This is a genomic window from Aeoliella fuhlenseeensis, from assembly GCF_052161615.1.
Classification (GTDB): domain Bacteria; phylum Planctomycetota; class Planctomycetia; order Pirellulales; family Lacipirellulaceae; genus Aeoliella.
The window spans coordinates 3,491,018-3,515,282 of record NZ_CP197417.1; the positions used below are offsets into that span (position 1 = coordinate 3,491,018).

The window sequence follows — 24,265 nt, forward strand, 5'->3', positions numbered from 1 at the left end:
GCGGTGTCTGCAAATGACCGCAAAAACGCAAGCGGGTGGGCATTGGTCGTTGGCAATTCGGCACTGGCCGTTCTCAATAGGCGCCTTTTTGCCCCAGTACGACGCTGAACGTGCGGAACAGGATCATCAGGTCCATCCACAGCGACCATTCGCGAATGTACTGGTGGTCGTACCGTACCCGGCCTTCCATTTTGTCGAGGGTCTCGGTCTCGCCGCGGTAGCCCATCACTTGCGCGAGACCCGTGATGCCTGGCTTCACCTTGTGGCGAAGCATGTAGCCATCGATCAGCGAACGGTACTGTTCGTTGTGCGCGGTCGCGTGCGGACGGGGACCGACGAGCGACATGTTGCCTTCGATCACGTTAAATAGCTGTGGTAGCTCGTCGAGCGAAGTGCGGCGAAGGATCGCTCCGACTTTGGTAATCCGCTGGTCGTTCTTAGTGGCCTGTTGCACCGCGGGGCCGTTGTCGCAGCAAGTCATGCTGCGAAACTTCCAGACGCGAATCTCTTGGCCATTCATCCCATAACGCTTCTGGCGGAAGAACACGGGGCCGGGCGAGGTGAGCTTAATCGCAGCGGCGATGATCAGCATCGGAATCGCAGCCACCGCCAGGATCGCGGTGCCCAGGATCAAATCGGCCGAGCGTTTCAGCAAGCCATCGACGCCGTACAAGGGATTCTCGAACACGCTGACGGCGGGCAGGCCATTGATGTTGGTCCAGCGGGCGTGCAGTAACTCGAACACGAAAAAGTCAGGGACGATATAAACGCTAGCGGTCGTGTCGCCAAGCATGCGAAGGACGTCCTGAATGCGTTTCTCCGCTCGCATCGGGAACGTGATGTAGATCATGTCGACGGTGCCTTGGCGAGCAGCGGTGACGAGTTCGTCGAGCGAACCGACGCGCTGACCTAGCTCGGCGGGAATCTGGCGAATTCGCGCGGCGGGCCGGTCGTCGTAGAAGCCCATGACCCGAAGGCCGAGTTCCGGCGCCGCCGCCAGATTGCTGGCAAGCTGGACACCGAGATCGTTGACGCCGCAGATCGCCACGGTCTTGGTGTTGAAGCCACGGGCTTGGATGAAACGCTGGATGGTACGGAGCACAATCCGCCCAGCGATCAGCACGGCCGGCGTGACGATCACCCAGCCGAGCTTGGTGTCGTAGTGGAGCGTGGCGTTGTATTTGGTGGCGAGCCCGATGCCCAGCAGCACCGGCACCGCGTAGGCCCAGGTCAGGGCAATGCACACCAGTTCCCGCCCGGTCCGCGAGCCACGCCAACTGCGGTAGAGCCCGCTGAGTTCGGCCGCAACGTGGAACACGACGATCGCGACGGCTGACAGCGCGAGCCCTTCTTCGGTGGTCACCGAGGGCGTGAATCCAATCGCCCAGATGGTGCAGAGCGTGATCAGCACGGCATCGATCAGGCGATGGAGGCTGTTGATCGTCGAGGCTTGTTCGGCAATTCCGCGGGAAACTGGCGACATGGACGTATGCGGCGTAAGGAAAGTACAGAGCAAGAGAGGTACGAACAGCGAGGGTGCCTCAAACGTACTTTGCAAGCAGAATGCCAGAAACCGAATTACGAAAAATACCGAGATCCCTGCGAGGAATGTGGCGTTTTCGCAACATGGGTGTTTCTTTGGATATTCAGCGCTACAACCGGAACTTCCACCTTCGCGTCTGCGTCGAAGTAGCGTATCTTGAGGGCGCGTGCGGTCTCACGCCGTCCGCCCCCTGATCTAGCAGCCTCCCTGATCTTCAGTTTCGGAACATCGATGATACGCCGGCACCCCGCTCCCCACGCCCGTCGCCCTCGGACCCTTCTCGCCACCGCGCTCGCCTTCGTGGCTCTCGCGGGGCTGGCGGCGTACGCTGCGGAAAACCCAGGATTACTCAGCCAGGAACAAGTGACAAAACTCCAAAGCGACGGGAATTTTAAGGAAGCCCTCGAGGGATTCACCGCGCGACTCAAGTCGGCGGACGTCCCCAGCGCGGAGCTCGGTGACGATCTGCGAGGAGCGATTAACTCCTTGGGACAACTCAACCGCATGCAAGAATTCGACACGCTGGTCGAGTCGGCGATCAAAGCCCACCCTAACGACTGGCGTCTGCTGTCGGCCGCGGCCAGTTCGTACCTCGGAGCACCCCACTTCGGGTTCATGATCTCGGGCGAGTTTGAGCGGGGCAATCATCGCGGCGGTGGCAAAGTGGTCCACGCCAGCGAGCGTGATCGTGTCCGCGCGCTGCAGCTCGTTACCAAGGCACTCGAGCTGGTCAAAGCCGACGACAAAGCGACGCCTCGCGAAAAGGCCGACGTCGCCGAACAAGTCGCGACCGTGGTGATGGATGGTCGACAAGGGACGGGCGCGTGGCAACTGCAAGTGCTCACCGACCTCGACGTGCTGCCCGATTACGAAGAGGGTTGGGGCTATCGCGGCGGCAATCAAGGTGCACCGGTCAACGCCGACAACAATCCGATCTACTACAACGAGCCCGCCAGTTGGGATGCGTCGAAGAACGATGGCGAGCGGTGGCGCTGGGCGATCGCCGAAATGACGCGGCTTGACGCCACGCGCAAGTGGACCGAGCTGGTCACGCGGGCTAACTTCCTGCATGGGCAGTTTGGTGTCACGACGCTCGGCGGGATCATCGAGCCGCTGATCGCCCGGGGCGAGAAGGACGCCGATCGCCAGTCGAGCCTCTACGCGCTCGATACGCTCAAAGAAAACGAGACCATTGCCCGCCTAGCCACCGGCATCAAGCGGTTTCAACTGCCCGAGGAACAGAATTTCCTGCTCTTGTATCAGCAGGCACTGAAGCTGAGCCAAGAGAACAGCAACAAGAGCGAAGCGCACACTTCGGCCCGGCAGCTCGCCTACTGGTTTGCCGATCGCCGGCAGTACGTTCGCTCGCTGGAGTACTGGGAGACGACGCTGGAGTACGCCGAGGGGAACGACAAGCAAACTGCCGAGCACATGATCGCCCAGATCAAAAACCCCTGGGGGCAGTTCGAAATGTCCGAACTGCAACCCGCTGGTAAGGGGGCTTCGTTCGAGTTCCGCTACCGCAATGGCCAGCAAGTGGAGTTCACGGCGCAGTCAATCAAAGTCGCCGAACTGCTCGCCGACGTGAAGGCGTACATCAAGAGCAAGCCCCGTGAGTTCGACTGGCAGAAGATCGACATTTCGCAAATTGGTTACCGGTTGGTTCACGACAAGCAGGACCAATACCTGGGCGAGAAAGTCGCGAACTGGTCGATGGACCTCGAACCCCGCGAAGGCCACTTCGACCGTCGGGTGACGGTGGCATCGCCGCTGCAAGACGCGGGTGCGTACCTAGTCACCGCAAAGATGAAGGACGGCAACACGTCGAAGATCGTCCTGTGGGTCGCCGACACGGCGATCGTAAAGAAGAACCTCGGTAACCAATCGCTGTACTACGTCGCCGACGCAGTGACCGGTCAGCCGATTGAGAAGGCGAACGTCGAGCTGTTCGGCTACAAGTTCGAGCGCCCCGCGCCCGATCAGATGAACGTCGACATCAAGCAGTTCGCCGAATTTACCAACGCCGACGGGCAAACGCTGGTAAACATCGAAGGGGGCGACCAAGCACCGCAGTACCAGTGGCTCGCCACGGCGACCACCCCCAATGGCCGGCTTGCGTATCTAGGCTTCACGCACATGTGGCGGAGCGAGCGGGATAACAGCGCGCTCGACCGCGTCTCGGCGTTCGCCATCACCGACCGCCCCGTGTATCGCCCTGGCCAGAAGGTGAACTACAAGATTTGGGTCGCCCGCGCGAAATACGACATTCCGATGGAGTCCGAGTTTGCGCACAAGACGTTCCAGCTCGAAATCCATGACCCCAAGGGAGAGAAGATCGAGACCAAGCAGGTCACCGCGAACGCCTACGGCGGCGTGGCGGGTGAGCTTGTTCTGCCCGAAGGGGCGACGCTGGGGCAGTATTCATTGCAACTGGTGAATTACGGCGGCGGATCGTTCCGCGTCGAAGAGTACAAGAAGCCTGAGTTCGAAGTGACGGTCGACGCACCGAGCGAGCCGCTCGCGCTTGGGGACTCGTTCGACGCCACGGTGAGTGCCCGCTACTACTTTGGCGAACCGGTTCGCGAAGGAACGGTTGAGTACAAAGTGATTCGCAACAACCGCGATACGCAGTGGTTCCCGGTTGGTCCGTGGGACTGGCTGTACGGCCGCGGCTACTGGTGGTTCGGCTACGACTACACGTGGTATCCCGGCTGGGACCGCTGGGGCTGCTGGGCTCCCCACCCATGGTGGATCTGGCGTCAACCGCAGCCACCGGAGGTCGTCGCCGAAGGAACCGCCACGCTCGACGCCGACGGCAAGGTGAAAATCACCATAGACACCGCACTCGCCAAGGAGATGCACCCCGACCACGATCACGAGTACCGTATCGAAGCCAATGTGGTCGATCGCTCGCGACGCACCATCACCGGTAGCGGCACCGTGCTGGTGGCGCGGAAGCCGTTCGAGGTGTTCGTGTGGACCGACCGCGGGTACTACCGCACCGGTGACACCATCACCGCCCGCTTCCAAGGCCATCGCCCTGATGGAAAGCCAGTAGAAGGCAATGGCAAGGTCCGACTGCTGTCGATCGCCTACGACGAGGCCGGTAAGCCAACCGAGACCGAAGTTCGCTCGTGGGACCTGGCGACCAACGCCGAAGGAACCGCCGAGCTGCAAATCAAGGCTTCGGAGCCAGGGCAGTATCGACTATCGTATAAGCTCACCAAGGGCGAGCGAACCATCGAAGGGGCGTACCTGCTGACGATCGTGGGACCGAACTTCAATGGCGATGGCTTCCGTTTCGCCGACCTCGAGCTCATTCCGGGTAAGCAGCATTACGCTCCGGGCGAGAAGCTCGACCTGCAGATCAATACTAACCGCGCGGGCAGTGTCGTGCTGCTTTACGTGCGGCCGGAAAACGGCGTCTACCCAAAGCCGATGGTGGTGCGACTGAAGGGCAAGAGCACCATCGTGCCAATCGACATCCAGCAAGGCGATATGCCCAACTTCTTCGTCGAAGCCCAGACCATCTCCAACGGCGACCTCCACACGGTGGCCCGGCAGATCGTGGTCCCTCCCGCGAAGCGCGTGGTGAATGTCGATGTGGTACCTTCGTCGCCCGCGTACCAGCCGGGCCAGGAGGCGAAGGTGAAGATCCGCCTGACCGATGAAGGGGGCAACCCTGTGGTGGGCGACACCGTGCTTACCGTGTACGACGAAGCGCTCGACTACATCGCCGGCGGCTCGAACGTGGGCGACATCCGCGAAACCTTCTGGGGATGGAAGCGAAGTCACCACCCGCAGTCCGAAGACAACCTTACGCGATTCACCAACAACCAAGTCCCGCCCGGGCAAGTGCCGATGCAGACGCTCGGGGCGTTCGGCCACTTAGTCGAGGAACCTCAGAGCGGGGTTATGTTCAAGAACGAACGCGGCGGTGGCTTCGGTGGAGGCCGCACGGCGCTCGGTATGGAAGTGATGGATTCAGCGATGCCTGCTGCACCAATGGCAGCCATGGCCCGCAGCGAGTCGGAATTTGGGGCTGTAACAGAAAGCGCTCAATCGACCAATACACCTGGCCAACCGCCGGCGGAAGTCACGCCCACGGTCCGCACCGAATTCGCCGATACGGCGTTTTGGGGAGCGTCGGTCGAAACAGACACCGGTGGTCTGGCGGAAGTGACGTTCAAGATGCCCGAGAACCTCACCAAATGGAAGTTCGGCGTCTGGAGCATGGCGCACGGCACGCGCGTGGGCGACAGCTCGGCCTGGGCGGTGACGCGGAAGAACATTTTAGTGCGGCTGCAAACGCCGCGGTTCCTCGTCGAGGGCGACGAGGTGGTGATTTCGGCGAATGTCCACAACTACCTGCCCACCGCCAAACAAGTGAAGGTTCGCCTGGAACTCGACGGCGACTACCTGACGGCGAAGGGCGACCTGGAGTCGGCGGTCGAGATTCCCGCCGGTGGCGAGACCCGCGTCGATTGGCGGCTCACTGCCGCCCATGAAGGGACCGCCGTACTCCGCGCCCTGGCGATCACCGACGAAGAATCGGACGCGATGCAACTCGAGATTCCGATCAAGGTCCATGGCATCGAGAAACTCATTCCGCACAGTGGCGTGATTGCTTCGGACGCTTCGAAGCAGGCGTTCGAAGTCACCGTGCCCGAGCAACGTCGCGTGGCTGACACGCGGCTCGAAGTGCAGTTCTCGCCGACGCTTGCCGGTGCGATGGTGGACGCCCTCCCCTACTTGATCGACTACCCCTACGGCTGCACCGAGCAGACGCTCAATCGTTTCCTCCCCGCCGTGATCACGCAGCAGACGCTCCGCCGGATGGGAGTGAATCTGGCGGAGATCAAAGAGAAGCAGACGAACCTCAATCCGCAAGAACTGGGCGACCCCGCCAAGCGCGCCGCGCAGTGGCAACGGTTCAAGGCGAACCCGGTGTTCGACGAAGAGGCGCTCAACACGATCGTCAAATCGAGCGTCAATCGTTTGACCGAGATGCAACTCGCCGATGGTGGTTGGGGCTGGTTCAGCGGGCTTGGCGAACACAGCTCTGCCCACACCACTTCGGTGGTGGTGCGTGGACTGCTCGTCGCACGCGAGAACCAAGTCGCCCTGGTCCCCGGCACGCTGGAGCGTGGCGTCCAGTGGCTGATCGACTATCAAGCCGGTGAACTCGCCAAGCTGGCCAACTTCAAAGATGGCAAGCGTCTTGACGAGAACAAGCCCTATAAAACGCAAGCCGACAACATCGACGCATTGGTATACATGGTGCTCACCGAGTCTCGCCGCGCGAAGTCGGTGATTCCTCCGGCCGACGCGATGTCGACCATGCGGGGCCATCTCTACAACGACCGCACGAAGCTCGCGGTCTACAGCCTGGCGACGTTCGGCCTCGCGCTTCAGTACGAGGTGGACCTCGGCGACGCCGTGGCCGAGCAGCGCGACATGGTGGTTCGCAATTTGTCGCAGTACGTAGTGGAAGACAAAGAAAATCAAACCGCGTACCTCAACCTGCCGGGTGGTTTCTGGTGGTTCTGGTACGGCAGCGAGTACGAAGCCCAGGCCTACTATTTGAAGCTGCTCGCCGCCACCGAGCCCAAGAGCGATGTTGCTGCGGGACTGGTGAAGTACCTGCTCAACAACCGCAAGCACGCCACGTATTGGAATAGCACTCGCGACACGGCCTTGGTTGTCGAGGCGATGGCCGACTACCTGAAGGCGACCGGCGAAGGGACCACCGAGATGACCGTCGAGGTGTGGCTGAACGGCCAGCGTCAGAAGACGGTCGAGATCACGCCCGCTGTGCTGTTCTCGTTCGACAACCGGTTCGTGATCGAAGGTGGCGACCTCGAAGCAGGCCGGCACACGCTGGAACTCCGCAAGACGGGCGACGGGCGGTTGTACTACAACGCTTACTTGTCGCTGTTCACGCTGGAAGACGACATCAAAGCCGCGGGTCTCGAACTCAAGGTGCAGCGGAAGTACTACAAGCTCACCCCCGTCGACGCCAAAGCGAACGTCGCCGGTGGTGCGGGTCAGGTCGTGTCGCAGAAGGTCGAAAAGTACGAGCGTACGGAGATCCCGAACCTTGGTGTCGTCGACAGTGGCGACCTGGTCGAGATTGAGCTGATCGTCGAGAGCAAGAACGACTACGAGTACATCCTGCTCGAAGACCTGAAGGCCGCTGGTTTCGAGCCGGTCGAAGTTCGCAGTGGCTACAACGGCAACGAGCTGGGTGCCTACATGGAACTCCGCGACGACCGGGTTAGCCTATTCGTCGAACGCCTCGCCCGCGGCACGCACAGCGTCAGCTACCGCATGCGAGCCGAAATCCCCGGCAAGTTCGCGGCCCTGCCGACGAAAGCCTACGCGATGTACGCCCCCGAACTAAAGGGCAACAGCGACGAACTGAAAATCCGCGTGGTCGACGAAGAATGACAGTGAATGACCAATGACGAATTAACAATGACCAATGGAAGAGATATCCGATTCGCCACATTGGTCATTGGTCATTCGAAATTGGTCATTCACCGCCCCCCTGCTTGGCGACGTTCCTCTCGGTGCTTTACAATGGCGGCTCGCAATCGCCGCCCTGCACCACGAAAGGAGTCGCCGTGTCGACCGTCATGCTCGAGAAGGTTTTGGTCGTTCCCACCGAGTTGTTTCACAAGCTGGGGCACTTCCAAGGTTTCTCGCCCGATGTCGAGCGGTACTTCGAGCCTTTGGTGAGTAGCGAGTTGGTGAGCTACCGCGCTCGGGGCGAGATGGAAGAAGACCCCAGCTTCAAGCAGTTCATCCCGTATTGCTTGTTCCGATACACCAATGCGGACGGCGAAGTCTTTGTGTTCGACTACCTGCGTGGCGGTGGTGGTGGTGAAGCCCGCCTGCGAGCTAAGCGAAGCGTCGGCGTCGGTGGCCACATCTCGCTCGAAGACGCCGAGGCCGTGAGCCAGTCGGGAAGCGTCTACGAAACAGGAATGCGTCGCGAGCTGGAAGAGGAAGTGTCGATCGACACCCCTTACACCGAATCCGCCGTCGGCATGATTAACGACGACGAAACCGAGGTGGGCCGCGTCCACCTCGGCGTCGTGCACCTGTTCGATGTCGAAGCCCCCGAAGTCCACCCGCGCGAAGACGACCTCGCCGAAGCTGGCTTCCGCCCCATCGCCGACATCATGGCCGATATTAACCGGTACGAAACGTGGTCGCAGATCGTGCTGCGGGCGTTGTTTGGGTAGTACTAGGGACGACCCGGGCTTCATCGTCGCTTAGCCACCAGAGTTGTTCTCTCCATTCGCCGGCGCGATAGCTTCAAGCGTCTTCAAAACGCTGCTGCGAAATTGCTCTGCGTGCTTGTGGCCGCGGGGGAGGCGGAGGACGATGTAGAGGTGCCCGTCGCCGGTCTTGAGCGTCGGGTAGTACGTGTACTCAACGAATTCGCGGCGATTCACCGCTCCTTCGGCGCGGGCGTAGGGAGTGATTCCTTCACGCTCTTCGACGTGCAGCCAGAATCCATCGGAGCGCGGGCCACGGGCAACTTCCCGTTCGGCGGTCGCACCCGGTGGAAGCTTGACAATCGACTCGACGACGTAGGGCTGCGTCGAGTGCTCGAAGTGCGCGGCGTCCCCGAATACGTACGACGAGGCTTCGGGGTAAAGCTCGGCCACCACTTCGCCAAGGGCTCGATGGACCGTGGTGAGCGTCGGCGACACCGCCCCTGGATCCGCCGCTCGAGCCATCGTGGACGTAGTCAAAGAAGCCAACACCACTAAGAATGCTGTTACCAGCGAGGAACAAAAGCGCATCGCCATTGCCTGATCTCCGATAAGTGACGCACTAAATAGGGCGACCCTCTGCTGCGGGTCTCCACGCCAATTATACTGGGGGGCAACTCGCCGGACGCCGCTGGATTTGGTCGCGGAGCGGACGAATTCGCGCAAAGCAACGCCTGCCGGAGTTCACATTAATCCACCCGGAAGACCACGGCCCTTACGGGCCCCGCTCGCCTGACGTGACTATTTACCTTGATCATCATGCGACGACGCCGCTCGATCCCCGAGTGCTCGAGGCGATGTTGCCTTACTTCACCACGAAGTTTGGGAATCCGGGGAGCGTGCACTCCTTCGGCGAGGAAGCACGGGAAGCGGTCGACGCCAGCCGACAGACCATCGCGAGTCTGATTGGTGCCGAGGCGAGCGAGATTGTCTTTACCAGCGGCGCGACCGAGAGCAACAACCTGGCGATCCGTGGCGTCGCGGAGCGCAAGAGGCGGCGTGGCAACCATCTGGTCTCGGTAAAGACCGAGCACCCCGCGGTGCTCGATCCGTTGGCATTGCTCGCCGAGCGAGACTACGAGGTGACGCTGCTTGATGTCGAACCACAAGATTCGCCACTCGCGGGTTACTTGGATCCAGCGCGAGTCGCCCACGCGATCCGTGACGACACTTGCCTCGTCAGCGTGATGCTGGCGAACAACGAGATCGGCGTCCTCCAGCCAATCGCCGAAATCGCAGCCGTGTGCAAGTCGCGCGGCGTACTGCTGCACTGCGATGCGACGCAGGCCGTCGGCAAGGTGCCGGTAGATGTCCGGCAGCTCGACGTGGACCTCATGAGTTTCACCGCCCATAAGTTCTACGGACCGAAGGGCATCGGCGCGCTGTACGTACGGCGGCGAGATCCTGTCGTGCGACTCGCCACCCAGATCGCCGGCGGTGGTCAGGAGCAGGGACGTCGCAGCGGAACTTTGAACGTCCCCGGCATCGTTGGCATGGCCGAGGCGCTGCGCCTGGCCTGCGCCGAAATGGCCTCCGACACCCAGCGAATCGCCTCGCTTCGCGACGAGCTCGCGCGAGGAATCTTCGCTGCGATCCCATCCGCCCGCCTCGTTGGACCGGCGCTCGATGCAACCGACAAGCTTGGCCAACCGCTAAGGCTGGCTAATAACCTAAACGTCCGGTTCCCCGGCACCGACGGCGAGGCCCTGATGCTGTCGATGCCCGACCTCGCCGTGAGCAGCGGGGCGGCGTGCAGCAGCATGAACGACGAGCCGAGCCACGTCCTCCGCGCCCTGGGGCTCTCGTCCGACGAAGCCCGCAGTTGCCTGCGATTCGGCTTGGGACGGTTCACCACGGCGGCGGAAATCGCCGAGGCAATCCGGCTGGGGGCCGGAGCGGTCCAAAAAGTCACCCAGTTTGGCGGCTAAACCGGACCCGCCGGGGCCCAATTCCCTTCCCTTCGGCTGCCGCTTGCTATAATTTAGAAATCCCTGGACCGCCCCAACTGCGCGGCGGCCTCCCGAACAATTCCCTGCTACACCATATCCCCTCTACAGGAGCCAGTTACGCCATGGCTGTAACGCTTACCGAAAAGGCCGCTTCCGAAGTCAAGCGGCGTATGGACGATCAGAAGATGGAAGAAGCGATGATGCTTCGCGTTGCCGTTACCGGCGGCGGTTGCAGCGGCTTCAGCTACGCCCTGGCGTTCGACAGCAACTTCAGCGATGCCGACGATAGCAAGTACGAGTGCCACGGCGTGCCGGTGGTGGTCGACAAGAAGAGTGCCCTGTTCCTGGATGGTACCACGGTCGACTTCCAGGACGACCTGCAAGGCTACGGCTTCCGCTTCGAGAATCCCAACGCGGTGAAGTCCTGCGGTTGCGGCAGCTCGTTCCAGGCCTAACCGCCACCACTGCTACGATCCTTCTGAAATCAACAAGGCCACCGAGCACCTGCTCGGTGGCCTTTTTATGTTGGCGACCTGCATAACCCTTCGCGCGGCGGCACGATCGTCACCATCGCCACCGTCGACGCAATGCGGTCCAGCCGCGCAACATTCCGCATGAATTGCGAAGCCTGCGGCTTGCCTGTGAGCTAGCGTTGAGTAGATCGGCTGATGCGCCGCCCCCTGGCCTTGTCATCGGCCCCTACTTTTCTGACGCTCGTGATTGGGCGTCTTGTCATACTCTTCTCCCCGGTGACACCATGCTCAAACACATTCGCGAGTTCCTGCAAAGAGATGATGGTCCGACGGCCGTCGAGTACGCGGTCCTACTAGCGCTCATCGTTGTCGTATGCATAGGCTCGGCCATGTCGATGGCTGATGCAACGGCGGACAGTTTTGACGAATCGTCCGACAGTATCGCTTCGGCGCTGGGCTCGTGACGATCACCCCCGAGTCGCCACGGCGTTCTAACGCACGCCTCGTGTGATTTCTCTACCCCTTCCACAGTAGGGTAAAGGTTACCGCTGCGATGGCCGATGATTCAGGTGTTGGTTATCCACAATCAACGCCGCTGACCTAGACTTTGATCGCCGGACGACGCTGTCGCTCGGACGTAAGCATACTGGCGGCTCTTCGATCCATGAGGGAATACCTGCCCCATTCCCCCTGGCGAAGGGCCGCCGTTTTTTATGCGCTCCTCTAGTAGCGGAACGGCGCAAGCCGTCCGGCCCTCTTCAATCAACGCTCCCCTACACCAGTAGCATGGCGTCGCCGTAGCTATAGAAGCGGTACTCTTCGCGAATCGCTTCCTCGTAGGCCTCGCGGACCAGTTCCGTGCCGCCAAACGCTTGCACCAACAGCAGTAGCGTCGTCCGCGGGAAGTGGAAGTTGGTGAGCAGCGCGTCGACTGCCTTGAACTCGTAGGGCGGATAGATAAACAAGTTGGTGTCGCCGTGCCAGGCACCGAGCGGCGTACCCGTCGCCGCGGCAGCCGACTCTAGCACTCGCACCGAGGTGGTTCCGACCGCCACGATTCGACCACCGTTGGCGCGCGTAGCGTTGAGCGACTCGGCGCTCGCGGCGGGGAGTTTGCCCCACTCGCTGTGCATCTGATGCTCCTCGGGCGTGTCGGCCGTGATGGGGCGGAACGTCCCGAGTCCCACGTGCAGAGTCACCTGGGCGAACTCGACGCCGCGGGACTTCACTTGGCGTAGCAAATCCTCCGTGAAATGCAGGCCGGCCGTCGGCGCGGCCACGGCACCGGGCGTTTTTGCGAACACCGTTTGGTAGTTCTTCACGTCCGAGTCGACCATCCGCCCACCGCGAATGTAGTGCGGCAGAGGGACTCGGCCCACGCGTTTGAGCACGGTCTCGACATCGTCGCCCGAGTCGGGGTGGGCGAGCCACTGGCCACCGTCCAAACGTTCGAGCAGCCACAGCCGTTCGGCCTCGCGGCCTTCGCTGTCGAGCAGCTCGATCACATCGCCCGGCACTAAGCGGCCACGTGTTTTGCACACGATTCGCCAGTGGCCATCTTCGTCAGCGCGAAGGAATAGACCTTGCCACTGCCCGCCAGTGCTCTTGCGACGGCCGTACAGTTGCGCTGGGATCACCTTGGTGTTGTTGAGCACCAGCGTGTCGCCGCCGCGAAGCATCTCGGGCAGGTCCCGGACGTGCCAGTGGGAGATCTTTTGCCTGCCGCGATCCACGACCATCAGCCGCGCGTCGGCGCGATTGCGCAACGGCTCCTGCGCGATCAGCTCGCGGGGCAGGTCGTAATCGAAGAAAGGAGTCATGGACATGAACGTGAGCCAGCGAAAACGTAGTTAACGGCTACACATCATAGCCTCAATGGCCTTGTTGAACTACGCGGGGCGCGGCGTTCCTCGCAAGTGCGCGAGTGAGCAGGGTTTCAAAATTCTCAAAATAGTTTCGATGCACGACTTCATGAGAATTCCTCGGAGATGATCGCAGCCGTGGGCCTTTTTTCTGAACAAAAGCCAACCGCTAGCACGGGAATTACGGTGTTGACGGCCGCCCTGGGATGAGTACCTTTTTGGGTGTTGGTGGTGAGTTGTGGGGAAAAATGGGACATCGATGTTACTGACCGGAACGCACCACCGAAACCTGGACGAGAAACACCGTGTGGCTGTCCCTAAATCGCTCCGCGAAGGCCTCGAAGACGGTGAAAACACCTCGCTATTTCTTGCTCCCGGCACCGACGGGGCCTTGGCCCTGTATCCCGAAACAACTTTCCGCCGCCTGGGCGAGCGTCTGCAATCGGCGTCGCCCAACGCCCGCAACGTGCGGGACTATGCACGCCTGTTCTTTGCCCGAGCCGCCGCGGTGCGGATCGATGGCCAAGGTCGTTTGCGGATACCCAGCGAACTCGCCGAGCTCACGAAGCTTGGCACCGAAGTCGTGCTGGTCGGCGTGCAGGACCACGTCGAGATTTGGCCGCGCGGGGCGTGGGACCACTACGTCAACCAGCGCGTGGAGCACTACGACGAAATTGCCGAGTCGGCATTCCATCCACCCACCACGGAGGCGTGAGAACACGATTCTCTGAACAACCTGGAAGCGCGCGGAGCTAGCCGCACCGCGCGAATCGCACGCAGCGTCGTCGAGAGTGGGCCACGCCCTCGCCGACAGGTCTCCTCCGGCCTGTAGTTGCAAGCGATGAGTCGCTCGTGGTACGGACACCACACAATCGAGCGCGGCGAGGACCGAGTAGCCCGTTACTACTTCGTGCCGGCGTCAACCAATCAAGCTTCGGGGCACAAGGATGTGCCCTGAAGCAAGACGTCGCTTACGCCTGAAGCGCGCCGATCGACCGCTTCACTCCTGTCCGATACACGCCAGGAACTCTTGTCGCTCTTGTCCATCGAGCACCGCGTAGCGGATAAACGCTTGGCCTCCGCAGAACGTGGGCGTTGCGTAGACTTCGTTGCCCAACTGGTTCTCGGCGACTAGTTCGTACTTGTCCGCCGCGCGTAGGACGTAGGTCGTTCCGTCCTCACAGGCCGCCACTACGCAGTCGCCCACCAGCACGGGCGACGTGTTGAACGTGCCCCCCAGGCGTTTCTTCCATTTCTGATCGCCTGACGCCGCGTCCCAACAGTAGGCAATGCCATCGTCAGTAACCGCGTACAGCCGGCCGGCGTGCGCGAGCAGCGACGGCACGTACACCTTCACGCGGTTCTTCCACGCCACCCTACCCGATCCATCGGTCGCAACTGCGAGGGTCTCACTATCAGGATAGCCGCCACTTGCGAACGCAAGATCGCCATCCACAACGACCGTGCCGACGCACTCGGTAGTGGTCCCTTTAGCTTCCCACAGCAACTTCCCTGTCTCCGGCGAGTAGCTGGCCACGCGGTCGAGGCCCGCAAGCAGCAACTGATCCTGACCCGACACGTGATGTACGACGGGCGAGGGATAGTTGGGATTCTTGTCGCGGCCCGTCTTCCAAACCAAGTCGCCATTCGATTGGGCGACCGCCGCGATCCATCCTCCATCGGGATGATCGGCCGTGACCAACACATTATCGCCATAAATCATCGGCGAGGCCGAGTAGCCCCAGTGCGATTCATAGGGGCCAACTTCGGAGCGCCATAACTCGTTGCCGTCGGTGTCGAACGACACCATCCAAATGGCGTCGCGATTCAGGAATAGGGCAAATAGTTGATCACCTGCGCAAGCGACCGAGCAAGTGGCGTGCGTGTTGCGCTGGTGCATGCGATGGTCGAGCCCGCCGGCAAATACTTGCTTAGACCAGAGTTCGTCACCCGTCTGTCGATCGAAGGCCAGCACCGATTGCGTTTTGGCTGTTTCGTCAGCGGTGGTGAGAAACACCTTGTCACCCACCACAGTGGGCGACGAGTGTCCGCGCCCTGGCACGGGGACGCGCCACACAATGTTCTTGTCCTCGCCCCATTCCAGCGGTCCTTCGGCCACGGCCTTGTTATCGCCCGCTGCTCCGCGCCACTGCGGCCAGTCGCCAGGCGCGGGAGCCTCCGCTACGCAAACGGAGGTCCATCCGAATAATCCAACCGACGCCAGCAACACGGTGGCCAAGTTACGTAAGAGCATGATGTTTCCCTACAGTTTCTTAGTCTTGATTCATGTTAGTTGAGCGATGAGATGCTTTGATGACTGCCTAGTTAGTTGCTAGCCTTCTTGAGCACCGCCTTCATCCGCTCCACAATCTCGGGAGAGGGCAGCTCGCCTTGAGGCAGAACGAGTAGCGAGAAGTTGTCGGCCAGGATTTCTTCGGGATGGATGATGTAGCCCGTGTTCTTGCCGACCTGCTTAAAGAACTCACCAAGCTCCCGGCGATCGACGAGTTCCATGTTGTGGGGGTCGAGTTTTTTCTGGTCGTCGAGCAGCAAGAACTTGAGCTCCAGGTAGTTGAAGAACTCGCCCCCACGTTCGGTGCTGTACGGGCTTGTCGCGATCAGCACCGGTACCACCCAGCGCGGCTCGCCCTTCACCTTTGCTCGAATGGCATGGTCGTTTCTTGGCGCATCGGGGTTGGTGATCTTTTTAGCCGCTAACGCAGGTGGCAACTGCACTTCGGCGCACTTCTCGAAACCAATAGTCGCGTAGAGCTTCTCGCGGAGTTCACCATCCGCACGCGATAGGACGTGGAACAGCTCGTGGCATAAGAGCCGCTGCAACTGCTCAGGCTCGCTCGCGAGCTTCTCCTCTGGGAACACAATCGCATTGGCCCGGGTGTACGCCGCATTGCCCTCCTCCGTGCCAGTGGTCTTGATCAAAAGAACTCTAGCGGGGAATGGCAAATCGTAAGCCGACAACTTTTCACGAACTCCAGCCAGCGCTGTCTCCACCAGCGCCCGTTCTTCCGGCTCCCACTCCATGACGTTCTCTCCTACAAAGCCCAAGTAGTCGGCTTCGGAGACCTCACCTTCCTTCTTCATTCGCGCGGCACGATCGAAAGGGCTTAGTCGCTCGACGAAGTCATCGCGGGCCGTGAGCACTTCTCTTCCCTCGTCGACGGTCGCGAACTCGATCTTGGTGTCGCCTAGTTGCATTTGAGCGTGGGCCGCCGAGGCGATCATTAGAACGAAGCTGGTTGCAAAACGAACAACATGCATGTCGTGACCGTGGAACGGGGCTTGGTGAGAACGTGGATCCAACGAAGTATAGCAAGTACGAAGGACCGGATTGTGCCCTAGGCCCAAAACTCGGCGTCGATGCTCACCAACAAATTCGCCGAATAGGTCCAGTTCCGCAGCCAACAATCGCGTTTCCCGCTTGACCCACGTCGCCCGCTCCGAGAACATAAAGCCTTCGTTTTCGCCCCGCCCGCGCCAGCTTGTTGCGCTAAGCCGCCCCCCAGGGACCGACCATGCCCGCCGCCTCGCCCCAACGCATGACGTTTTCATTGTGGACCGTCTGCGTCATTGCCGCGATTGGTTTCGCGTTCGACATCTACGAACTGCTGATGCTCCCCCTGATCGTGGGCCCCGCCCTGCAGGAACTCGGCGGGCTGACGCGAGGCACTCCCGAGTTCGCTCACTGGTTCGGACTGTTGTTCTACGTCCCCGCGGTGTGCGGCGGTATTTTTGGTTTACTGGGTGGTTACCTGACCGATCGTTTTGGGCGACGGCGGATTCTCACGTGGAGCATTTTGCTCTACGCCTTCTCGGCATTCTTCGCGGGATTCTCCACCAGCCTGCCGATGCTTCTGTTCTTCCGCACGACCACGTTCATTGGCGTGTGCGTCGAATTCGTCGCCGCGGTGGCGTGGCTGGCAGAACTGTTCGACGACCCCGTGCGACGCGAGAAGGTGCTTGGTTACACGCAGGCCTTTTCGTCGATCGGCGGTCTGCTGATTGCCGTGGTAAATGGCCTCATCGTTCGCAACGCGACCACCTTTCCGGCAATTCAGATTCCGACATTCCTCCAGCCGCTCCTAGGAACCATTGACCCGCTGTTTCAGCACGCCGACTGGCGTTACACGCTGATGAGCGGTTTGATCCCGGCGATTCCGCTGATGATCATTCGCCCGTTCCTTCCCGAGTCGCCCAAGTGGAAGGAAAAGAAAGACGCCGGCACGCTTCGGCGTCCAAGTGTTCGCGAGTTGTTCTCTCCGGAACTTCGCCGCACCACGATCGTCACCACAATCATGTTCGCGTGCAGCTACGGCGTCGCGTTCGGCGCGATTCAACAGATGCCTCAAATCGTACCGGGCATCGATCAAGTGAAGCAGAAGGTCGCCGCAGCCGCCGAAGCCGCGCCGCCAGAGAAGAAACAAGTCGCCGGGGGCCGCGTGGTCGGCGAAGCGGTCGCCAACTACACCAAGTCGCAAGAAACGGGCGGCCTGTTCGGGCGGTTCGCGCTGGCCCTGCTAGTGGCCCACATCGCGAGTCGACGGGCGTTACTCCGCATCTTCCTCATCCCGGGCCTGATCATGATTCCGTTCATCTTCTGGGCCTTCGCCCAGGGGCAAGAACGAGTGTTCTTCAGCTTCGACATGAGCTGGCTACCGGGATTCCATGAGGTCAGCGTCTCGGCACTAGGCCTCGGCATTTTCCTCGCCGGCTTCTTCACGGTCGCCCAGTTCAGCTTCTGGGGTAACTACTTGCCCAAGGCCTACCCGGTCCACCTTCGCGGCACGGGCGAAAGTTTCGCCGCCAACATCGGCGGCCGCATGATCGGCACGCCGTTCGCGTTCCTTACGCAGCAAGTGGCGCTATTCTCGTTCATTCCCGGTGCCACCCCTGCCGCCAAAACGGCCATCGTCGCCGCCGGCGTGGCGCTGGTGCTGTACCTTGCGAACCTGATTCTGTCGTTCACGCTGCCGGAGCAGGATGTGGAGCAAGAGGACTAACAGACTCTGCAGCCCCCCTCACCCCCGCTGCTCTTCCTCGTCCCGCGCAAGCCCCACGCCCACACCCATTCCACCCCCGACTCCCATCGCCCCTGCCCCTGCCCCGCCGCCACCTTTGCCTCCCGTGGACGCACCACCTTTGCCTTCGCCCGCGTCATCGCCTTTCGCCTTGCCGCTGGCGGAACTAGGACGCACCGGGCCCTGCTTCGGGATGACCACTTCGGTGGGAACCGGTTCGAGCGCGAGTACTTGCCGGATGAAGTTGCGTAGCGAGACGACCAGCTCCGCCGTGTAGGTCGGCCGGCCCGCGGCCATGTCGCTCGCTGCCTGGGCAGCAAGCCGCACTTGCTCTTCGGTGCCAAGTAAGATTACGTCCGACAACGCGGCCTCCACCGCGTCACGAATTCGCCGCGAGCGCTCGGAGGAGTTGGCCAACAGATCGACGATTGTTTCGTCGGCCTCCGCCCCAGCCTCGCCGGCCGCTTGCCTGCGCATTAGGTCTCGCACATGGGTGGGATCTACGGCCAGGTCTCCGGTGAACGAACCACCGAGCGTCTTGTAGGCCGAGATGAGAATCTTAAGCCGCTCGTTGACCTGTCGATTCTCCCGCTCCCGCCGCTGCTGAATGGTTTGCATGACGAGTAGCCGAATGCCGACCATGATGAACGTGAACGCGACGAGCCCGACCAACGTCGTGACGAGGGATTCCCAGGAGGTGAAATCGAGATACCGCATGATGTGATCAAACCTTTCGCTTCCATACTGCTCGTGCGCCTGTGGCCCTTGGATGCCGAGTCCCCAATGATCGTGGCCGCGACGCTTGTGGTCAACGTGGCGACGCGGGGTTAAACTAGTGCTGGCGACTCTCTTCTAACTGCCCTCTTGTCCTTCTGTTGCTGAGATTGGAACCATGGTTTCACTTCGCGCTACAACCACGTTCGTCGGCGCTTGGCCCGCACTTCTCCTCCTCATGATGGCGAGCACGGTAGGCAATCTTGCGATCGGTCAGATTCCGTCGACTGCCACACCCACTGTAATCGTTGAGACAAGCGATGAACCAATTGCAGAGGGTAAATTCGATCCCTCGTGGCAGTCGCTGTCGCAATACCAAGTGCCCGAATGGTTCAAGGATGCGAAGTTCGGCATCTGGGCTCACTGGGGGCCGCAGTGCGAACCCGAGGCGGGCGATTGGTACGCCCGCGAGATGTACGCGTTCGATCAACCCAAGTATCGCTACCACGTTAATAAGTACGGCCACCCTTCGGAGTTCGGCTTCAAAGACGTGATCCACGAGTTCAAAGCCGAGGCCTGGGATCCCGACAAACTGGTGGAGTTGTACAAGCGTTGTGGCGCCGAGTACTTCGTCGCGATGGCGAGCCATCACGACAACTTCGATAACTACGACAGCAAGTACCAGCCGTGGAACGCCACGAACATGGGACCGAAGCAGGACTTGATCGCCGGCTGGGAAAAGGCGGCCCGTAAGCACGGCTTGCGATTTGGCGTGAGCGTGCATTCGTCGCACGCATGGAGTTGGTACGAACCATCACAGGCGTCGGACACGGCTGGGCCAAAAAAGGGTGTGCCCTACGATGGCAAGCTCACCAAGGCCGATGGGAAAGGCAAATGGTGGGAAGGGTACGAACCGCAGGATTTGTACGAGCAGCGTCATGCGCCGGCTCCGCATTTTACGGACCTTCACAGCATTCATGGCAGATGGAACTGGACAGGCGGCGTGACAACTCCCGACGAGGCCTATTGCCAGAAGTTCTACAATCGCACGGTCGATCTGATCAACAAGTACGAGCCCGACTTACTGTACTTCGACGATACGGCACTACCACTATGGCCGGCGAGCGACGCGGGACTGAAGATCGCCGCGCACTTCTACAACAGCAACAACAAGTGGCACGGCACGAGCGACGACGGTGTGCTCTGCGGGAAAATCCTGACACCCGATCAGCGCAAGTGCCTGGTGTGGGACATCGAACGCGGCGCGAGCAACGAAATCGAGCCGCAAGTCTTCCAAACCGATACTTGCATCGGGCAGTGGCATTACCAGAGTGGTCTGCGTGAAGGTCATGGCTACAAGAGTGCCAAGTCGGTCATTCATATGCTGATCGACATCGTTAGCAAGAATGGCAACCTGCTGCTTAGCGTCCCGCTCGACGGCACCGGCCAGCCAGACGCCGAAGAGCTGGCGATCATTGAAGGCATCTCCAATTGGATGCAGATCAACAAGTCGGCCATTCACGGCACCCGGCCATGGCGAGTGCTCGGCGAAGGCCCGCAAATGGAAGACGCGGCACCCCTGCAAGCCCAAGGGTTTAACGAAGGCAAGGGCAAGCCGTTCACCGCCGACGACGTTCGCTTCACCACCAAAAATGGCGACATCTACGCCTTCGTCCTTGGACGTCCGACTGGATCGATTGGCATCCGCTCACTCGGCAAGGACGCCGCGCTGCTTAGCGCCCCGGTCCACGCTGTGACCTTGCTGGGTAGCGATCAAGAACTGAGGTGGTCGCAAAACGCGGACGCCCTCGTGATTGAGAAACCGACGGGCGAGCTCAACGACATTGCGGTTGTGTTCAAGGTGACTCCCAAGCGATAGGCGATTGGAAAGAGTCCACCCTTGGTGCTCACCATTCCGTCACGGCGCCGGCACGCTCTTCGGCGTGATCTCGCGAACGAGCCGGAGCTTGCCATCGCTGATTCCAATTAGGCTCACCGACTTCGTCGGAATGCGACTTCCGCCCGTGTAGCTGATGGTGCCGGTGACTCCTTCGAAATCCTTGGTTTGAGAAAGTGCCTCACGAATAGCATCCGGTTCGGCGGTTTTCGATGATTCCACCGCGTGCATCAACAGTCGTGCCGTGTCGTAGCCGAGCGCCGCAAAGCCATCGCAAGTGGCGTTAGGGTTAGCAGCAGTGAACTCTTTGCGGAACGCCACCACTCGCGGGTTCTTGTTCTCTTCGCCCAGATAGGCGTGGGTCGTGTAGTAAATATCGTCCGCACCTTCAAACTCGTTCCACAACCTGTCAGCGTCAAACGAGTCCCCGCCAACGATCGGACACTTCAGCCCCGCTTCGCGAACCAACTTCACCGCCCGGCGGATATCCTCGGGCGACTGCGCCGCAAGAAACACCACGTCCGCCTGCGGCAAGTTGGTGAGCGACTTCTCCAAGTTCTCGGGCGTGAAGCTGCACACCTCGCGGATCTTGCCGCCGAGTTCTTGGAAGCGAATCTGAATGTACTCTTCGAGTAACTTCGTGTACTCGTGCGAGTCGTCAAAGATCACCAGCGCGGTGCGGGCTTTCTGATCGTGGTGTGCCCACTCCGCCGCGGCGGCTGCCTGAACGTTGTCGCCGAAGCACGCTAGGAACAGCCACTCAGGAACCTGCCCCGGCAACCGCGGCGAAGTCGCTCCCGACGTAAGAAACACTCTCCCATCACGCGCCGCGAAAGGCGCGGCGGCGAGCACCAAGTCAGTGTCCGAAAGTCCAAGGAGTGCAACGGGACTCGGCTGCCCTGCGAGTAACTCGCTGGTTTTGGTCCGCAACAATTCCGGCTCGCTGTGCCCATCACGAACCTCAAGCACCACCGGTCGGCCAAGCACGCCACCCTTTGCGTTGACCTCCGCGACCGCCAGCTTCGCCCCCAGCAGCGACGGCGCGTCCAGGCCCGCCTGCGAGCCCGTGCTGTTGTAGAGCGCGCCTAGCACGATCTGCTCGTCGCCGCGCGACGCGGGTGCCAGGTTCAACAATGACAATACGACGAAGGCAAAGAAAGTTCGTCGAGACTCCATCGTCCCCCTCCTACAAAAAAGGCAAACTCGCCACCACGCACCAATGTAAACCGGCGGCGTGGCGGCGAGAATGCCAATCGTGGACGGGAGGACTCGGCTCGGCGTCACACCACCCGGTCCCAAATCCGGTGCTTCTTCGCCTGCGTGACAAACGCCTCGAACTTGCCGTCGGTCACTTCTACGACGCCGGCGTCCGCCCCCTGCTCTACCGCGGCCTTGGCGAACAGCGACTCCGTGTTGGCGTTGTAACCAATCACCTTCTGGTGCGCGAACGCATCGCGAAGCCAGTTCACAGCATTAGGGTCGCTTGCCAGCGAATCGTCCGCCGGCGCGATCACCACCGCGTCGAACAGCACCGAGGGCGCGCCCGACAGAAAATGCTCCGGCTGGATCGTCGAGCCGTCGCTCATCTCCAGCGGCCCGGCCTTGGGGGCGATTACTTCCACCATCGCCGACTCGGCCTTCGCCGTTTTCAATAGCGACTTGTAAAGCTTCACGTCCGCGCCGGGCGTGGTTAATAGCCCAATCTTCTTCCCCGCGATCGACTTGGGGGCTTTCGCGTACTGCGACAGCGCCGGGCTCGGCGGCATGTCGAATGGCTCGGCAGCCGGCTTGATCTTATCGGCTTGGCCCGGCATGCCCAGCTTGTCGGCCACCGCGTCGGCTAGTTCCTTATCGACGAGCTTCAAGTGCCCCAGCATCCGCGTGCGAACGCGCGTCAGTTGGCACTTCCCAAGCTCAAACGCAAACCCCCCGACGATATGCTCCTGCTCCGGCGGTGTCATCGAGCGGTAGAACAGCCGTGCCTGCGTGTAGTGATCCGCAAAACTCTCGGGCCGGGTCCGCATCTTCGACCCCGCCTCTTGAGCCGGGAACGTCTGAAAACCACCCGCCGGATCCTCGCGCGGCGTGCCATCGTCCAGCGAGTTCGGCTCGTTCGACACTCGGCCTGTCGGCACCATCGTCTGCATGTGGCCATCGCGTTGGAAGTTGTGCATCGGGCACTTCGGCGCGTTGATGGGGATCTGATGGAAGTTCGGACTCCCCAGCCGCGACAACTGCGTGTCGAGGTAACTAAACAGCCGCCCTTGCAGCAGCGGGTCGTTCGACAGGTCGATGCCGGGCACCATGTGCGACGGGCAGAACGCCACCTGCTCCGTCTCGGCGAAGAAGTTATCGACGTTGCGATCCAGCACCATCCGCCCCAGCGGCGTCAGCGGCACCAGTTCCTCCGGCACGACCTTCGTCGGGTCGAGCACGTCGAAGTCGAACTCCGCGGCCTGCTCTTCGGTAAACGCTTGCACGCTCAATTCCCACTCGGGGAAGTCGCCCGACTCGATCGCCGTCCACAAGTCGCGACGATGGAAGTCCGGATCCGCCCCCGAGATCTTCACCGCCTCGTCCCAAACCAGCGAGAACGTCCCCAGCTTCGGCCGCCAGTGGAACTTCACCAGCGTCGCCTCGCCCCGCTTATTGATCATGCGAAACGTGTGGACGCCAAACCCTTCCATCATGCGGAACGATCGCGGTATCGCCCGGTCCGACATTACCCACAACAGCATGTGCATGCTCTCGGGCGTCAGGCCGACGAAATCCCAAAACGAATCGTGCGCCGACTGCGCCTGAGGAAAGTCGCGATCCGGTGCCGGCTTCACGCTATGCACCAAGTCGGGAAACTTCATCGCGTCCTGGATGAAGAACACCGGAATGTTGTTCCCCACCAGGTCGTAGTTACCCTCGGTTGTGTAGAACTTCACTGCCATGCCGCGAACATCGCGAGCCGTGTCGAACGAACCCGCTCGGCCCGCCACCGTCGAAAACCGGCAGAATACCGGCGTGCGGACACCGGGGTCCTGTAAGAACGCCGCCCGTGTGAGCTTCGAATGCGACTTGTAAGTCTCGAAGTAACCATGGGCCCCGTAACCACGCGCGTGCACCACTCGTTCGGGGATTCGCTCGTGGTCGAAATGCGTGATCTTCTCCCGCATCACGAAGTCTTCGAGCAACTGCGGCCCGCGCGGCCCGACGGTCAGCGTGTTCTGGTCGTCCGAAACTGGCACCCCTTGATTGGTGGTCAACCGCGTTTCGGGATCGCTGTTCGTTTGATGCAGCTCGCCACCGGCACCGACTGTTGTTTTGCCCGATGCCTGTTTTCCTGCACCTTGCTTGCCGCCCGCGGGTTGTTTCGCCATCGCACTAACTCCTTATTTCGATTGTGAGCGCGAGATTGCGCTCCGTATGCTTCCCTAACCAATCGGCAACCGACCGAACGCGCAGAAGGCGCGAGCACTGCACCGAGTCCCAACGCATGAAGCAAACGAAGTGCCAA

The 24,265-nt window shown here is 61.0% G+C and carries 16 protein-coding genes; 8 read left to right on the plus strand and 8 right to left on the minus strand.

All coding sequences use genetic code 11. The annotated features are described in order from the left end of the window. Positions 1-73 precede the first annotated feature (73 nt). Entirely contained in the window at positions 74-1,483 is a 1,410-nt protein-coding gene (locus tag SH292x_RS13835) for an undecaprenyl-phosphate glucose phosphotransferase (RefSeq protein WP_442481600.1), read from the minus strand. Between the two features lie 291 nt (positions 1,484-1,774). On the opposite strand from SH292x_RS13835, the gene SH292x_RS13840 reads away from it, so the two are divergent. Together SH292x_RS13840 and SH292x_RS13845 are read left to right on the plus strand one after the other, a co-directional pair. Further along, positions 1,775-7,993, plus strand: coding sequence for an alpha-2-macroglobulin family protein (locus tag SH292x_RS13840; RefSeq protein WP_442481601.1), 6,219 nt, complete (start codon positions 1,775-1,777; stop codon positions 7,991-7,993). A gap of 176 nt (positions 7,994-8,169) precedes the next feature. Next, positions 8,170-8,793: a phosphoesterase gene (locus tag SH292x_RS13845; protein WP_442481602.1), complete on the plus strand. Its 624-nt coding sequence runs from the start codon at positions 8,170-8,172 to the stop codon at positions 8,791-8,793. Positions 8,794-8,823: 30 nt separating this feature from the next. On the opposite strand, the gene SH292x_RS13850 is transcribed toward SH292x_RS13845, so the two are convergent. Then, on the minus strand, positions 8,824-9,294 hold the full coding sequence (locus SH292x_RS13850) for a hypothetical protein (RefSeq protein ID WP_442481603.1): 471 nt from the start codon (positions 9,292-9,294) through the stop codon (positions 8,824-8,826). 272 nt (positions 9,295-9,566) lie between these two features. On the opposite strand from SH292x_RS13850, the gene SH292x_RS13855 reads away from it, so the two are divergent. The 3 genes from SH292x_RS13855 to SH292x_RS13865 all read left to right on the plus strand — a co-directional run bounded on the left by SH292x_RS13855 (position 9,567) and on the right by SH292x_RS13865 (position 11,715). Further along, complete coding sequence (locus SH292x_RS13855; protein WP_442481604.1) at positions 9,567-10,757, plus strand: cysteine desulfurase family protein; 1,191 nt, start codon at positions 9,567-9,569, stop codon at positions 10,755-10,757. A 143-nt stretch (positions 10,758-10,900) separates the two neighbouring features. After that, on the plus strand, positions 10,901-11,233 hold the full coding sequence (locus tag SH292x_RS13860) for a HesB/IscA family protein (protein ID WP_442481605.1): 333 nt from the start codon (positions 10,901-10,903) through the stop codon (positions 11,231-11,233). Positions 11,234-11,535: 302 nt separating this feature from the next. Further along, positions 11,536-11,715, plus strand: a complete 180-nt coding sequence (locus SH292x_RS13865; RefSeq protein ID WP_442481606.1) for a Flp family type IVb pilin — start codon at positions 11,536-11,538, stop codon at positions 11,713-11,715. Between the two features lie 309 nt (positions 11,716-12,024). On the opposite strand, the gene queA is transcribed toward SH292x_RS13865, so the two are convergent. After that, a complete protein-coding gene (gene queA, locus SH292x_RS13870) occupies positions 12,025-13,071 on the minus strand; it encodes a tRNA preQ1(34) S-adenosylmethionine ribosyltransferase-isomerase QueA (RefSeq protein WP_442481607.1) in 1,047 nt (348 codons plus the stop codon). 301 nt (positions 13,072-13,372) lie between these two features. On the opposite strand from queA, the gene mraZ reads away from it, so the two are divergent. After that, positions 13,373-13,828: a division/cell wall cluster transcriptional repressor MraZ gene (mraZ, locus tag SH292x_RS13875; protein WP_442481608.1), complete on the plus strand. Its 456-nt coding sequence runs from the start codon at positions 13,373-13,375 to the stop codon at positions 13,826-13,828. A gap of 285 nt (positions 13,829-14,113) precedes the next feature. On the opposite strand, the gene SH292x_RS13880 is transcribed toward mraZ, so the two are convergent. Both SH292x_RS13880 and SH292x_RS13885 read right to left on the minus strand, forming a co-directional pair. Then, positions 14,114-15,367: an outer membrane protein assembly factor BamB family protein gene (locus SH292x_RS13880; protein WP_442481609.1), complete on the minus strand. Its 1,254-nt coding sequence runs from the start codon at positions 15,365-15,367 to the stop codon at positions 14,114-14,116. 71 nt (positions 15,368-15,438) lie between these two features. After that, positions 15,439-16,392: an eCIS core domain-containing protein gene (locus tag SH292x_RS13885; protein ID WP_442481610.1), complete on the minus strand. Its 954-nt coding sequence runs from the start codon at positions 16,390-16,392 to the stop codon at positions 15,439-15,441. A gap of 254 nt (positions 16,393-16,646) precedes the next feature. Here SH292x_RS13885 and SH292x_RS13890 point away from each other — a divergent pair, with 254 nt between their 5' ends. Then, a complete protein-coding gene (locus tag SH292x_RS13890) occupies positions 16,647-18,131 on the plus strand; it encodes an MFS transporter (RefSeq protein ID WP_442481611.1) in 1,485 nt (494 codons plus the stop codon). An 18-nt stretch (positions 18,132-18,149) separates the two neighbouring features. Here the strand turns inward: SH292x_RS13890 and SH292x_RS13895 are convergent, their stop codons facing one another. After that, complete coding sequence (locus SH292x_RS13895; protein WP_442481612.1) at positions 18,150-18,866, minus strand: hypothetical protein; 717 nt, start codon at positions 18,864-18,866, stop codon at positions 18,150-18,152. Positions 18,867-19,041: 175 nt separating this feature from the next. On the opposite strand from SH292x_RS13895, the gene SH292x_RS13900 reads away from it, so the two are divergent. Further along, positions 19,042-20,742, plus strand: a complete 1,701-nt coding sequence (locus tag SH292x_RS13900; RefSeq protein ID WP_442481613.1) for an alpha-L-fucosidase — start codon at positions 19,042-19,044, stop codon at positions 20,740-20,742. Between the two features lie 39 nt (positions 20,743-20,781). Here SH292x_RS13900 and SH292x_RS13905 read toward each other — a convergent pair whose 3' ends face one another. Both SH292x_RS13905 and SH292x_RS13910 read right to left on the minus strand, forming a co-directional pair. Then, complete coding sequence (locus SH292x_RS13905; protein WP_442481614.1) at positions 20,782-21,936, minus strand: ABC transporter substrate-binding protein; 1,155 nt, start codon at positions 21,934-21,936, stop codon at positions 20,782-20,784. Positions 21,937-22,040: 104 nt separating this feature from the next. After that, positions 22,041-24,128 (minus strand): catalase, encoded by a 2,088-nt coding sequence (locus tag SH292x_RS13910; protein ID WP_442481615.1) that lies wholly within the window; start codon positions 24,126-24,128, stop codon positions 22,041-22,043. Positions 24,129-24,265: the final 137 nt, after the last annotated feature.